Annotated in this window: 13 protein-coding genes and 1 riboswitch; of the genes, 8 read left to right on the top strand and 5 right to left on the bottom strand. The window is 60.6% G+C overall.

What is annotated here, in order from left to right:
* Positions 1-110: 110 nt before the first annotated feature.
* The 3 genes from LT40_RS14770 to LT40_RS14780 all read left to right on the top strand — a co-directional run bounded on the left by LT40_RS14770 (position 111) and on the right by LT40_RS14780 (position 2,242).
* Positions 111-410 (top strand): helix-turn-helix domain-containing protein, encoded by a 300-nt coding sequence (locus tag LT40_RS14770; RefSeq protein WP_052393442.1) that lies wholly within the window; start codon positions 111-113, stop codon positions 408-410.
* A complete protein-coding gene (locus LT40_RS14775) occupies positions 407-1,672 on the top strand; it encodes a type II toxin-antitoxin system HipA family toxin (RefSeq protein ID WP_043191582.1) in 1,266 nt (421 codons plus the stop codon). Before LT40_RS14770 ends, LT40_RS14775 begins: the two co-directional genes overlap by 4 nt.
* Positions 1,673-1,768: 96 nt before the next feature.
* Positions 1,769-2,242 carry a GNAT family N-acetyltransferase gene (locus LT40_RS14780; protein WP_043191584.1) on the top strand — a complete coding sequence of 158 codons (474 nt, stop codon included), beginning with the start codon at positions 1,769-1,771 and terminating at the stop codon, positions 2,240-2,242.
* A 161-nt stretch (positions 2,243-2,403) separates the two neighbouring features.
* On the opposite strand, the gene LT40_RS14785 is transcribed toward LT40_RS14780, so the two are convergent.
* Together LT40_RS14785 and lgt are read right to left on the bottom strand one after the other, a co-directional pair.
* A complete protein-coding gene (locus tag LT40_RS14785) occupies positions 2,404-3,375 on the bottom strand; it encodes a thymidylate synthase (RefSeq protein WP_043191587.1) in 972 nt (323 codons plus the stop codon).
* A gap of 53 nt (positions 3,376-3,428) precedes the next feature.
* Positions 3,429-4,241, bottom strand: a complete 813-nt coding sequence (gene lgt / locus LT40_RS14790) for a prolipoprotein diacylglyceryl transferase (RefSeq protein WP_043191591.1) — start codon at positions 4,239-4,241, stop codon at positions 3,429-3,431.
* Positions 4,242-4,592: 351 nt separating this feature from the next.
* On the opposite strand from lgt, the gene LT40_RS14795 reads away from it, so the two are divergent.
* Positions 4,593-5,336 (top strand): NRDE family protein, encoded by a 744-nt coding sequence (locus LT40_RS14795; RefSeq protein WP_043191593.1) that lies wholly within the window; start codon positions 4,593-4,595, stop codon positions 5,334-5,336.
* A gap of 6 nt (positions 5,337-5,342) precedes the next feature.
* Here the strand turns inward: LT40_RS14795 and LT40_RS14800 are convergent, their stop codons facing one another.
* The 3 genes from LT40_RS14800 to LT40_RS14810 form a co-directional block, all read right to left on the bottom strand.
* Complete coding sequence (locus tag LT40_RS14800; protein WP_043191596.1) at positions 5,343-6,170, bottom strand: TIGR03915 family putative DNA repair protein; 828 nt, start codon at positions 6,168-6,170, stop codon at positions 5,343-5,345.
* Complete coding sequence (locus LT40_RS14805) at positions 6,167-7,387, bottom strand: putative DNA modification/repair radical SAM protein (RefSeq protein WP_043191600.1); 1,221 nt, start codon at positions 7,385-7,387, stop codon at positions 6,167-6,169. Before LT40_RS14805 ends, LT40_RS14800 begins: the two co-directional genes overlap by 4 nt.
* 123 nt (positions 7,388-7,510) lie before the next feature.
* Complete coding sequence (locus tag LT40_RS14810) at positions 7,511-7,906, bottom strand: acyl-CoA thioesterase (RefSeq protein ID WP_043191602.1); 396 nt, start codon at positions 7,904-7,906, stop codon at positions 7,511-7,513.
* A gap of 197 nt (positions 7,907-8,103) precedes the next feature.
* Positions 8,104-8,211, top strand: a riboswitch (S-adenosyl-L-homocysteine riboswitch).
* 20 nt (positions 8,212-8,231) lie between these two features.
* Between LT40_RS14810 and ahcY the strand changes: the two genes are divergently transcribed.
* The 4 genes from ahcY to LT40_RS14830 all read left to right on the top strand — a co-directional run bounded on the left by ahcY (position 8,232) and on the right by LT40_RS14830 (position 12,599).
* Complete coding sequence (gene ahcY / locus LT40_RS14815) at positions 8,232-9,641, top strand: adenosylhomocysteinase (protein WP_043191604.1); 1,410 nt, start codon at positions 8,232-8,234, stop codon at positions 9,639-9,641.
* A gap of 69 nt (positions 9,642-9,710) precedes the next feature.
* On the top strand, positions 9,711-10,556 hold the full coding sequence (gene metF / locus LT40_RS14820; protein ID WP_043191607.1) for a methylenetetrahydrofolate reductase [NAD(P)H]: 846 nt from the start codon (positions 9,711-9,713) through the stop codon (positions 10,554-10,556).
* Positions 10,557-10,633: 77 nt separating this feature from the next.
* Entirely contained in the window at positions 10,634-11,716 is a 1,083-nt protein-coding gene (locus LT40_RS14825; protein WP_043191609.1) for a hypothetical protein, read from the top strand.
* Positions 11,717-11,768: 52 nt separating this feature from the next.
* A complete protein-coding gene (locus tag LT40_RS14830; protein ID WP_043191612.1) occupies positions 11,769-12,599 on the top strand; it encodes a substrate-binding periplasmic protein in 831 nt (276 codons plus the stop codon).
* Positions 12,600-12,609: the final 10 nt, after the last annotated feature.

The raw sequence follows: 12,609 nt of genomic DNA on the forward strand, positions 1-12,609 counted from the left end.
ACACGTGGCGGTTCAGCAGATACACCCTGGCATTCGAATCGCCCAAGAGATATGAATAATATATGGCTCATTCCATTTGACATGAACCATATCAGGCTCATACTCAGCCTATGTTAACCACACTTCTGCAACAGATCCGCAACCGCCGCCAACAACTGGGTCTTCAGATCCAGGACATGCCCCTGCGCACTGGCCTCAGCCGCCAGCAATACGGAAAGATCGAAAAGGACGGCAACCCGCGCCTCAACACCCTGGACCTGATTGCCGAAGGTCTGGATGCAAGCATGGTCCTGGTGCCCAAGGACCAACTCAAACTGATCGAAAAGATCCTCGCAGGCGCGCCGGTGTATTTCGAGGATGATCGACCTGTGGATAACTATCCGGAAAATCCTTGGGATGATCTGCCATGAGTGTCGAAACCGTAGCGGCCTTGAAGCTGACGCTTCATTCGCAACTGGTCGGTTACGTTACCGGCCATTCGAATGGCAAGAATGTACTCACCTTGGCGCCGGATTACATCGCTGATCCACACCGACGCACGCTGACTTTGTCTCACCTCAATCCGGACGTATTCAGACGTCAACTGGCAGACAAGCACCCTTACGTCACCCATCACCGGCTTCACCCCGTGTTGAGCAATCTACTTCCGGAAGGCGCGCTGCGTAGCCTGGTTGCACAAGCCATGAAAGTGCACCCAGACAGCGAATTTCCGTTGTTGAGCTGGCTCGGTCTGGACTTGCCGGGTGCATTGATCGCAACCCCGGTATCCGCCGACCATATCCCAGCCTATGCACTGGGCAACCACGGCAAGATCACTCCAGTATCCATCGACACACCCGACCATCGCTCGCATTTCTCGCTGGCCGGCGTACAGATGAAATTCTCCATGCACGACCGGGATGGTCGTTACATAACCGCCGATCCTACGGCGCCGGGAGACTGGATCATCAAGACGCCTTCCACCGTTCATCCATTCGTGCCGCTCAACGAATACACCTGCATGCAACTGGCGCAACTGGCAGGCGTCGACATTCCCGAAATACGCCTGGTCGGCATGGACATGATCGACAGCCTGCCCGCAATCAACCTACCCGACGAGCAGTGGGCCTACGGCATTCGTCGTTATGATCGGCTTGCTGGAGGCCAGCGCGTTCACTCAGAAGACTTTGCGCAGGTGCTTTACGCCTACGCACACGATAAATACCGCAGCGGCCGTTATGAACAGATCGCCAAATTGCTCTACACCCAGACCCGCCATGGCCAACGGGATGTCACGCAAATGGCTGTGCGTTTGCTGGTCAATGTGCTGCTGGCAAACGGCGACGCGCATCTGAAGAACTGGAGCCTGATCTATCCGGACACTTTCAACGCAGAGCTGTCTCCGGCTTACGACATCGTCGCGACCAAGGTATTTATTCCCGGCGAGAGCCAGTACGCGTTGAATATGGCCAATACGAAAGCCTGGTATGACGTCTCATTTGAACACTTCAAACGATGGGCCGAGACCTCTGGAATACCCTGGCGACCCGTGCTCGCTCATCTACGACAAACGCTGGACGCGGCACGCACGCTTTGGCCTGAAGCACTTGCCGCCAGCGTCATGAAGCCGGACCAGCAAGCGATCCTAAGCCAGCATTGGAAACAGTTGCATGCGGATTTTCGGATCTCTTAACTGAATCAGCGAGCAAGGTTTTGAAACAATGCTGGTTTCGCTATTGCAAAGTCTGCCTATAGGTTCGTTGCACACTTCCAACAAAAAGAACCTGTCATGAATCGCACCGCAACCCCCTTTCAAATATCAGATCTGCGCACTGAACCTGGTTATCTTGCCGTCGTGGGCGAGCGCTTGTGGCAAGCCTGGTGGAAAGAAGACGGCTACGCCTTGGAAGACGTGCTGACGCTTCTGGAAAACAGCCTGCGTTCCGACCCTATTCCCACCACTTTGGTCGCTCATGCAGGTGAGCGTTTCATGGGCACGGTATCGCTGATCGCTTCAGACATGGATGAACGAGTGCAGTATTCGCCCTGGCTGGCGGCGCTATGGGTAGAAGCCGAGAGCCGCAACCAAGGCGTCGGGGCGGCATTGCTGGCGGCCGGAATGCAGCGCTCAAAAGCGGAGGGTGTCGAGCGGATCTATCTATGTGCGGTCGAGGAAAAGTCGGCGTACTACCGCCGGCTTGGCTGGGAGCAGATCGAGACTGACGTTGGGGGGATGAATATCTTCACAAGGGCATCAACGTAGTCCAACGGAAACGCCTGCGCGCGATGCATTGGGTAAGCCGCAATGAATGTTTCGCGTATTCGTGGGAGCGGTCCGTGGCCGCGAAAAGGTCACCGCGGTACGTCAGAGAGACCGCAGTGAGGCATTCGCGGCCGATGACCGCTCCCACGGTGCAGCAGCGATCACACCGCCATTGGCGCAGTCAGTGGCGCGTGGTGTTCGTACCCTTCCAGCGAAAAATCACTCGGTTCGATCAGCTCCAGCCACTCCGGTTGGTACACACCAGTCTTGGCGAACTCGGGCACGCGGTCGGAGATCACCAGCTTAGGGGCCGGTAGTGGCTCGCGTTTCATTTGTTCGTTGAGCATGTCCAAGTGGTTCTCGTACACATGGGCGTCGCCGATGAAGTAGGTGAACCAGCGCGGCGTGTAGCCGGTCAGGCGCCCAACCAGCGACAGCAGCGCGGCGCCTTCGGTGAGGTTGAATGGCGTGCCCAGGCCCAGGTCGTTGGAGCGGATGTACAGCGTCAGCGAAATCTCGCGGGTTTCCGGATTGGGGTGGAACTGGTACAGCAGATGGCAAGGCGGCAGCGCCATTTCATCGAGCTGGGCGCAGTTCCAGCCGTGGAACAAGATCCTACGGCTGCCTGGGTCCTTAATGATGGTGTCGACGCACTGGCGAATCTGGTCGATGGCCTTGTACAGCACCACGAAGCTCTCGCCGTTTTCCTCGGCCTGGGCAATCTGCTGATAGCCTTGGCTGACGGCCAGTTCGATCGCCGCGGGGTTGCTCAGGGCGATGCGTTTGTAGGCTGGCCACTGGCGCCACTGCACGCCATAGATCTCGCCCAGGTCGTCTTCACCCTGGCGAAATGGGTTGGCCAGCCATTGGGCGTTCTCGTTGGCGTTCTGGTCCCAGACCTTGCAGCCCAGGGCGCGGAATTCAGCGGCATTGTTGACGCCGCGTAGGAAGCCGACCATCTCGCCGATGGCCGACTTGAAAGCTAGGCGCCGGGTGGTGATCGCCGGGAAGCCTTCCTGCAGGTCGAACCGCAGCATGGCGCCCGGAAAGCTGATGGTGCGCACGCCCGTGCGGTTGCTTTGCAAGGTGCCGTTCTTGATGACGTGGGCGACCAGTTCCAGATATTGCTTCATGACTTACCTGCATCGTTCAGGGCGCGACCGTGGCCACGCCCAGGCAAAAAGAATCAAACGGCCGGGCGCGAAGCCGTCGGCACGCGGTGGTAGGCCCACCAGATCAAGCCCAAGCCGCCGAGAATCATCGGCAGACACAGCACCTGACCCATGGTCAGCCAGCCCCACGCCAGGTAGCCCAGCTGTGCATCGGGCACGCGGACGAATTCGACGATGAAGCGGAAGATGCCGTAGAACAGGGCGAACATGCCCGATACGGCCATGGTTGGGCGCGGTTTGCGCGAGAACAGCCAGAGAATGACGAACAGCGCGACGCCTTCCAACGCAAACTGGTAGAGCTGCGAAGGGTGACGGGGCAGCTGCGCCGGATCGCTGAACGCCGGGAAGACCATGGCCCAGGGCACGTCGGTGGCCTTGCCCCACAGCTCAGCGTTGATGAAGTTGCCGATGCGGCCGGCACCCAGTCCAATCGGCACCAGCGGGGCGATGAAGTCCATCAGCTGGAAAAACGACTTGTCGTTCTTCTTGCCGAACCACCACGCGGCCAGCATCACGCCCAACAGTCCACCATGGAACGACATGCCGCCTTTCCACACCTCGAATATCAAGGTCGGGTTGGCGATGTATTGCTCCAGATCGTAGAACAGTACGTAGCCGAGGCGGCCACCGAGGATCACCCCCATTGCGCACCAGAACACCAGGTCCGAGAGCTTTTCCTTGGTCCAGGTTGGGTCGAAGCCGTTGAGCCGGCGTGAGGCCAGCAACCAGGCGCCACCAATGCCCACCAGGTACATCAGGCCGTACCAGTGGATTTTCAGCGGTCCAATGGCCAGAGCCACCGGGTCGATCTGCGGGTAAGGCAGCATTGCAATTCCTCAGCTAAGCAAAAAACTCATGCCGACGCCCAATGGCAGCGCGGCGAACAGGTGTTTGAGCACCTTGAACGATAATCTAAGCGTCCGGTGCGCAGCGTATCTGGCGAAACCAGGCGGTGATGGCGATGCACGCCAAGGCGAGCGCATGAACGAATTCGAAACTATACGCCTGGCCAGGGCACCCGTGCAGGCACCGAGCGGCAGGTACATCGCAATTTCACGATTGCGCCCGCAAACAGTCCGGCATGGTACCGGAACCCATGCCTGGCGCTCCACCTCGGGGCGATGGATAGGACAACGGTGGACCGGTAGAGTGAAGCCAAACTACAAGGATCTTCCCGTATGTGCCTGATCGTTTTCACCTGGCAGCCCGGCCATGCCCAACCGCTGGTACTGGCAGGCAACCGTGACGAATTCCACGCCCGGCCCACTGCGCCGTTGTCCAAGTGGCAGGACCATCCCGGCGTGTATGCGGGGCGGGACCTGGAAGCAGGGGGCAGCTGGCTGGGCATCGGGCCGAACGGACGCATCGCCGCGCTGACCAATATCCGTCGACCCGGGCAGCCACCGGCCCGGCGCTCCCGAGGTGATCTGGTGGCGGGTTTTCTGACCGGTGAACAGTCGATCGAGGCTTACCTGCAGGCCGTCACGGATCGCCTGGACCAATACGCCGGATTCAATCTGCTGCTCGGTGATGGTCAGCGCCTGTGCTACCTGCACTCCGCTGCAGGCACGCCGCAGTATCTGGAGGCGGGCACCTACGGCCTGTCCAATGCCAGCCTCGACACGCCGTGGCCCAAGCTGGTGAAAGCCCGCCACGGACTGGAGACATTGGGTAGCCAGCCGCAAGCACTGCTGGACATGCTGACCGACGCCGATCAGGCACCGGAACACGCGTTACCCGACACCGGCGTAGGCCTGGCCACCGAGCGGCTGCTGTCGAGCGTGTTCATCACCGGCGCCAGTTACGGAACGCGGGCCAGCACGGTGGTTATCGTTGACGCCGATGGTCATCGGGAAATGATCGAGCGCAGCTTTGGCCCGTTGGGCAGCACGCTGGGTGAGGTTCATCTACAGGGAGTCTAACGAGCGCTAAACCGAGCGTCCGATACGCTTGCCTTGGCGCTTGCCAATATCGCGGGCCTGCCCGTCGCGCTGCTTGCCGGTGCGCGCATCACTGATCAGGCCAGGAATGAGCGCCCCTTCAGGCAGATTCTTCCAGAAGCGAGTGGGCAAGTGACCTTGCATGACCTTCGGGTTCAAGCGCGCCGGGTTGAAGATGTGGCTGTAATAGGTCAGCCACAGCTCGCCCTGCGGGTCGTGGGCTTGCTGCGCCAGTTGCTGCCACTCCAATGGGCACTGCCGTTCGTGGATCAACTCAGTGCCGTCGTAATAGACACCGTCCTGTGGCGTTGCGATCAGCCAGCGGCTGCGCCCCATGCGCCCGATGAAGTGCTCGCTGGCCAAGGCCAGGATGTCGTGCGCCGGTTCGTGCCAAGCCACGTATTCAGGACCCGGTGGGCCCTCGGCTGCCGCCGGCATCTCGACGAAGCGCAGGAAGGCATGCAGATGATGGCTCTCGCGGCGAACCTGCTTGATACGCCGGTGCAGCTCACTGCCCAGGCGATCACCGGCCAGCATGGCCGTGCGGTCGCCATGGCTGACGCGCCAGAGCACTTCGTACAACAGGCTCCAGCGTTGCTCGCCACGGTACTGGGCGGCGCTTTCCAGTAGTTCGATGAGGGCTACGGGAATTCTTGCCTGAAAAGGGCCGATTTCCGCTGGATAGTGCTCGTCCGTGGCGAACAGGTCCGGCACGGTGTTCCAACCTACGTGACTCGGGTCGATCTGATGGCTGAGCAGCCAACGCGCCTGTTGCCGCCAAGTGGCGAACAGGTCGTCGCAGTCCAGGCATATCATCCCCAGAGCCCCAATTGCTGGGGCTGCGGGCGATCACGCAACTGGTCGCGCAGCAACAGCGTCGAGACTTCCGCCTGCTGCGGGTGGTAGTCGCTGGTGATGAAGAACGGCTTGGCCTTGGCCAGCACGCAACGCAGGCGGGTCAGGTCTTCATAGCGAATCCGTCGTTGCCGGCGCAGCTCCACCAGACGCTTGGTAGTGCGCAAGCCGATCCCCGGAATGCGCGCGATCAAAGCGGGCTCCGCACGGTTGAGGTCCAAGGGGAAAATGCTTCGGTTTTCCAGCGCCCAAGCCAACTTGGGGTCGATATCCAACGCCAGGTCGCCAGGCCCGGAGAGCAACTCATCCGCCTTGTAGCCATAGCTGCGCAGCAGGAAGTCGGCCTGATACAGACGATGCTCGCGCATCAAGGGCGGTGCTGCCAGCGGCACGCTCTTGGGGCTGTTGGGGATGGGGCTGAACGCCGAGTAATAGACCCGCTTCAGGCCGTAGTTGCCGTACAGGGATTCGGCGCTGTGCAGGATGGTGCTGTCATCGGTCTGGTCGGCACCGACGATCATCTGCGTGCTTTGCCCAGCCGGCGTGAAACGCGGTGCGCGCGGTTCGTTGAGTACGGTCTGCTGGCCCGTGTAGATGGTGCTCATGGCCTTCTTGATCGATTTCACATCTTTTTCCGGCGCCAGGGTCTGCAGGCTGGCGTCGGTGGGCAGCTCGATATTCACGCTCAGGCGATCGGCGTAGCGACCAGCCTCTTCGATCAGCGCCGGGTCGGCTTCGGGAATGGTCTTGAGGTGGATATACCCACGGAACTGATGCTCCTCGCGCAGCAGACGCGCGACGCGAATCAGCTGTTCCATGGTGTAGTCGGCCGAGCGAATGATGCCGGAGCTCAGGAACAGGCCACTGATGCAGTTGCGGCGGTAAAAATCCACGGTCAGGCGCACAACTTCCTCAGGCGTGAAACGCGCCCGTGGCACGTCGCTGGAGCGACGGTTGACGCAGTACTGGCAGTCGAACAGGCAGAAATTGGTCAACAGAATCTTGAGCAGCGATACACAGCGGCCATCGGGCGTGTAGCTGTGGCAGATGCCCATGCCGTTGGTCGAACCCAGCCCACCCTTGCCTTCGGAGCTGCGCTTGGGCGCACCGCTGCTGGCGCACGACGCATCGTACTTGGCGGCGTCGGCGAGGATGCTGAGCTTATCGATCAATTGCATGAAATTTCCCGATACTGTTTTTATGTACAGTACAGAAATACCGACGTTTCATCAACGCCGCCGGTCGGCCAGAAGCCAGGCCACACGCGGCCTGGAACGGGACGAGCGCTACATAGGCCGGGTTCAGTCGATGGTTTCGAACTGATCCTTGATGTAGCGGATTTCGGTGCGGCCATGGGGCGCCGGCAGACCGTCTTCGCCCAGGTTGACGAACACCAGCTTGTCGACGGTGAGGATGCTCTTGCGCGTGATCTTGTTGCGCACCTCGCATGTCAGGGTGATAGAGGTCCGGCCGAATTCGGTCGCGGTGATGCCCAGCTCGATGATGTCGCCCTGGCGCGAGGCGCTGACGAAATTGATCTCGGAAATGTACTTGGTCACTACCCGCTGGTTGCCCAACTGCACGATGGCGTAGATGGCCGCCTCTTCGTCGATCCAGCGCAACAGGCTGCCCCCGAACAACGTGCCGTTGGGGTTGAGGTCTTCAGGTTTTACCCATTTGCGCGTATGAAAATTCATGCTGGCTCCTCTGCTCTTCACCTAAGTGTGTCGAATCATGGCAGACCACAGCGCCCGCCTCCATTGAGCTTTGCCTATGAATACCATTATCCATCCGACGGTAATCGTCAGAAATACTTTGGAAGCTGGCCACACCTCTATATAATCGCCAGCGATTCACTCAACGGCCCTCTTCATTTCCCGGCCGTTCCCGCCACCCGTCCGAGGGGCGCTGCAGCAGGCTCGACCTGTCAGGCTCGGATGGGGCGTTGTCCTTACAGGTCTTGCCTGGGGACGCCAAACGCACACAACGGCGCCCATTCGAACCTACGAATGGAGGCTCTTAATGAGCGCTGTACTTACGCCTGCTGGTTTTTCCGATTTCAAAGTCGCCGACATCTCCCTGGCTGCCTGGGGCCGTCGCGAAACCATCATTGCCGAATCGGAAATGCCCGCGCTGATGGGCCTGCGCCGCAAATACGCCGGCCAGTTGCCGCTTCAGGGTGCCAAGATCCTGGGCTGCATCCACATGACCATCCAGACTGCCGTGCTGATCGAAACCCTGGTCGCCCTAGGTGCCGAAGTTCGCTGGTCCTCGTGCAACATCTTCTCCACCCAGGATCAGGCCGCCGCTGCCATTGCCGCCGCCGGTATCCCGGTGTTCGCCTGGAAAGGTGAAACCGAAGAAGAATACGAGTGGTGCATCGAGCAGACCATCCTTAAGGATGGCCAGCCATGGGATGCCAACATGATCCTGGACGACGGCGGCGACCTGACCGAAATCCTGCACAAGAAATACCCGGCCATGCTGGACAAGATCCACGGCGTGACCGAAGAAACCACCACCGGCGTGCACCGCCTGCTGGACATGCTGGCCAAGGGCGAGCTGAAGATCCCGGCCATCAACGTCAACGACTCGGTGACCAAGAGCAAGAACGACAACAAGTACGGCTGCCGTCACAGCCTCAACGACGCCATCAAGCGCGGCACCGACCACCTGTTGTCGGGCAAGCAGGCGCTGGTGATCGGCTACGGTGACGTGGGCAAGGGTTCGGCTCAATCGCTGCGTCAGGAAGGCATGATCGTCAAGATCTCCGAAGTCGACCCGATCTGCGCGATGCAGGCCTGCATGGACGGCTTCGAGCTGGTCTCGCCGTTCATCGACGGCATCAACGACGGCACCGAAGCAAGCATCGACAAGGCACTGCTGGGCAAGATCGACCTGATCGTCACCACCACCGGTAACGTCAACGTCTGCGATGCCAACATGCTCAAGGCGCTGAAGAAGCGTGCCGTGGTCTGCAACATCGGCCACTTCGACAACGAAATCGACACCGCTTTCATGCGCAAGAACTGGGCATGGGAAGAAGTGAAGCCACAGGTCCACAAGATCCACCGCACCGGTGCCGGCAGCTTCGATGCGCAGAACGACGACTACCTGATCCTGCTGGCCGAAGGCCGTCTGGTGAACCTGGGCAACGCCACCGGTCACCCGAGCCGCATCATGGACGGCTCGTTCGCCAACCAGGTGCTGGCGCAGATCTTCCTGTTCGAGCAGAAGTACGCCGACCTGGACGCCAATGGCAAGGCCGCCCGCCTGACCGTTGAAGTGCTGCCGAAGAAACTCGACGAAGAAGTGGCCCTGGAAATGGTCCGCGGCTTCGGCGGCGTGGTCACTCAACTGACCCAGCAGCAGGCCGACTACATCGGCGTGACCGTCGAAGGTCCGTTCAAGCCAGAAGCCTACCGTTACTAAGCGTTCAGGCTCTTGATACGGCGGGCCAGTCAACGCTGGCCCGCTCGATAGGTTTACCGAGAAACTGCCATGTCTCAAGATCGTCCCTTAAGCTTCGAGTTCTTCCCGACCAAGACCGATGCCGGGCATGAAAAGCTGATGGGCGTCGCCCGCCAGTTGGCTGCCTACAAACCCGATTTCTTTTCCTGCACCTACGGCGCCGGCGGCTCGACCCGTGACCGCACGTTGAACACCGTTCTGCAGCTGGAAAACGAAGTCAACGTTCCCGCCGCTCCGCACCTTTCGTGCGTGGGCGACAGCAAGCAAGACCTGCGTGGCCTGCTCGACCAGTACAAGGCGGCCGGCATCAAGCGCATCGTCGCGCTGCGTGGCGACCTGCCGTCGGGCATGGGCATGTCCAGCGGCGAGCTGCGCCATGCCAACGACCTGGTCGCGTTCATTCGCGCCGAAACCGGCGACCACTTCCACATCGAAGTGGCGGCCTACCCCGAGATGCACCCGCAGGCGCGCAATTTCGAAGACGACCTGGTCAACTTCGCCCGCAAGGCCAACGCTGGCGCGAGCAGTGCGATCACCCAGTATTTCTTCAACGCCGACAGCTATTTCTACTTCGTCGAGCGCGTGCAAAAGCTGGGCGTGAACATTCCGATCGTGCCCGGCATCATGCCTATCACCAACTACAGCAAGCTGGCGCGTTTTTCCGATGCCTGCGGCGCAGAGATCCCGCGCTGGGTGCGCAAGCAGCTGGAAGCCTATGGCGATGACGTGAAAAGCATCCAGGCGTTCGGCGAGGAAGTGATCACACAGATGTGTGAGCGTTTGTTGCAAGGCGGCGCACCCGGCCTGCATTTCTATACCCTCAACCAGGCAGAACCCAGCCTGGCCGTATGGAACAATCTGAAACTCAGCAGCTGAGTCTTTCAGGCGGCCCCAAGGCCCTGGCATTTTGCCGGGGCCTTTTTTTGTCGATCACCAGCAGTAGAATCAAGTCCATGCACACTCGAATCGATTCCTCACGCCCGCAGCTGGTCTACCTGGTATTCGGTGCCGACACCTACCATCGCGAAGCGGTCTTCAGCATCTGCAGCGCCTTGGCGCGCCTGCGGGAAACCCCCGATCACGGCCTCGACATCCAGGTATTCACCGATGACCCGACGCCCTATCGCGACCTGCCGGTGCGGGTGCGCAATTTCGATACGGCCACCCGCGAAGCCTGGATGCAGCCGCACGGCTATCATTTCCGCATCAAGCACATGGCGCTGCGCGAAGTGTTGCGCGAGTCCGAAGTGGCCCTGCTGATCGATACCGACACCTTTTTCCATCAATCGCCACTGGCACTGTTCGAGCGCATCACGCCGGGCAGCCTGCTGTGCAATTCGATTGGCATTCGCTACGGTGAATGCCCGGAGAGCGTGCTCTACTCCGCGCTGAGTGCGGAGCTGCTGGCACGCGGGCTGGCCGATGACCAGATGCCGCTGATCAATTCCGGTGTAATCGGGCTGCACGCCGATGATGCCGGCCTGCTGGAGCGCTCCATCGAACTGATGGACGATCTGTATCCGCGCGCCGAGGGTGCCTACATTCTCGAAGAGTTCTGCCTGGGCATCGCCGCCTACAAACGCTACTCGATCCGCGAGTGCCCCGACCTGATTCACCATTACTGGAGCCGCAAGCAACTGTTTCGCGCCAAGGTCATGGCCTGGCTGCGCAAGCATCAGGACGTACCGCTCGACCCCGTCGCGCTGGACGATACCCGCCAGGTTACCGCGCAACTGCCTCGTCCGCCCGCTGCGCAACGCCTGCTGTTCAAGGCCGTGACCCTGATGCTGCCCGGTCATCAGCGGCAATTCGTGCGCGAAGTGCTGTATGGCTGCTACCCCCATGCCAACGAGTTCGACCAGGCCTGTGCACCCGTGTGGTGGGAGAAGGCCCAAGACAACGTCGAGCGGCGCATGCGCACGCCGTTGCAGCCCCGGCAACTGGAGCAATGGCTGGGCCATCCGGGGGTTCGGTTACTGCTGGGCCGTCGTCGCACTTCCATCTATCAGCACCTGACGAGCCGGCAAAAGTTGTGAAAGCCCGGCGCAGACCTTTTCAAGCAGGGCAAGGCGTCGTAATCTCCGGCCCATGGTTGCCATCCTTCGCTCGTTGCCCTCTGCGCTACTCCTTTGCTGGTGCCTGCAGGCCCATGGCGAAACGCTGCGCATCGTCACCGATTCTTGGGCACCTTACGCCTACGAAGAGAACGGCAGCGCGCAGGGGATCGACTACGACATCACGGCGCTGATCTTCGAACGCCTGGGCATCCAGGTGCAGTGGCAGTTCCTGCCGTGGAAACGCTGCCTGGCCATGCTCGACCAGGGTCAGGCGGACGGCATCCTCGACATCTTCCAGACCAACGAACGCGATGCCAGCCTGTTCTACGCCAGGGAGCCACTGTCGCAAGTGCAATGGGTGTTCTACCAGGCCAACAGTCGTCCTCACCCAGTGCACAGCATGGCCGACCTCAAGGGGCTGACCGTGGGCATCACGGCGGGCTACGACTATGGCGACGAATTCGACCAGGCTCAGGGTGTCACCCGCGAGAGCGGGCCCAGCCAGGAAGCCAATTTCGGCAAACTGGCCAAGGCGCGCATCGATCTGTTGATCACCGACCGCCGCGTGGGCGAGTACACCGTCAAGCGTCTGGGCCTGGAACAGCGGGTCAGCCCCCTACCCTTGGAAATCGGCAGCAATCCGCAGTTTCTGGCAGTGCGCCGGGGCGCCGGGATGGATCTGCTGGTGCAACGCTTCGCCGCCGAACTGCGACGCTTCAAGCAGGAACCGGCCTATGAGCAGTTGCTGGCGCGCTATGCCGACGCACCAATGAGTGGTAAAACGATACCTTCCGCTGCGCCACCGATCCTCCAGCAACCGCCCGCTGGCACCGCTGGGCAGCGTGAAAGCAGCGCAATGTGATTGCTCTGTT

The sequence above is a fragment of the Pseudomonas rhizosphaerae genome, assembly GCF_000761155.1.
GTDB classification, from domain to species: Bacteria; Pseudomonadota; Gammaproteobacteria; order Pseudomonadales; family Pseudomonadaceae; genus Aquipseudomonas; species Aquipseudomonas rhizosphaerae.

Excerpts from the sequence above, each read along its gene's own strand:
- ahcY (WP_043191604.1), top strand. The coding sequence starts at position 8,232 with ATGAGCGCTGTACTTACGCCTGCTGGTTTTTCCGATTTCAAAGTCGCC.
- LT40_RS14770 (WP_052393442.1), top strand. The coding sequence starts at position 111 with ATGTTAACCACACTTCTGCAACAGATCCGCAACCGCCGCCAACAACTG.
- LT40_RS14810 (WP_043191602.1), bottom strand. The coding sequence starts at position 7,906 with ATGAATTTTCATACGCGCAAATGGGTAAAACCTGAAGACCTCAACCCC.
- metF (WP_043191607.1), top strand. The coding sequence starts at position 9,711 with ATGTCTCAAGATCGTCCCTTAAGCTTCGAGTTCTTCCCGACCAAGACC.
- LT40_RS14805 (WP_043191600.1), bottom strand. The coding sequence starts at position 7,387 with ATGCAATTGATCGATAAGCTCAGCATCCTCGCCGACGCCGCCAAGTAC.
- LT40_RS14785 (WP_043191587.1), bottom strand. The coding sequence starts at position 3,375 with ATGAAGCAATATCTGGAACTGGTCGCCCACGTCATCAAGAACGGCACC.
- LT40_RS14800 (WP_043191596.1), bottom strand. The coding sequence starts at position 6,170 with ATGATATGCCTGGACTGCGACGACCTGTTCGCCACTTGGCGGCAACAG.
- LT40_RS14825 (WP_043191609.1), top strand. The coding sequence starts at position 10,634 with ATGCACACTCGAATCGATTCCTCACGCCCGCAGCTGGTCTACCTGGTA.
- LT40_RS14780 (WP_043191584.1), top strand. The coding sequence starts at position 1,769 with ATGAATCGCACCGCAACCCCCTTTCAAATATCAGATCTGCGCACTGAA.
- LT40_RS14795 (WP_043191593.1), top strand. The coding sequence starts at position 4,593 with ATGTGCCTGATCGTTTTCACCTGGCAGCCCGGCCATGCCCAACCGCTG.
- LT40_RS14830 (WP_043191612.1), top strand. The coding sequence starts at position 11,769 with ATGGTTGCCATCCTTCGCTCGTTGCCCTCTGCGCTACTCCTTTGCTGG.
- lgt (WP_043191591.1), bottom strand. The coding sequence starts at position 4,241 with ATGCTGCCTTACCCGCAGATCGACCCGGTGGCTCTGGCCATTGGACCG.
- LT40_RS14775 (WP_043191582.1), top strand. The coding sequence starts at position 407 with ATGAGTGTCGAAACCGTAGCGGCCTTGAAGCTGACGCTTCATTCGCAA.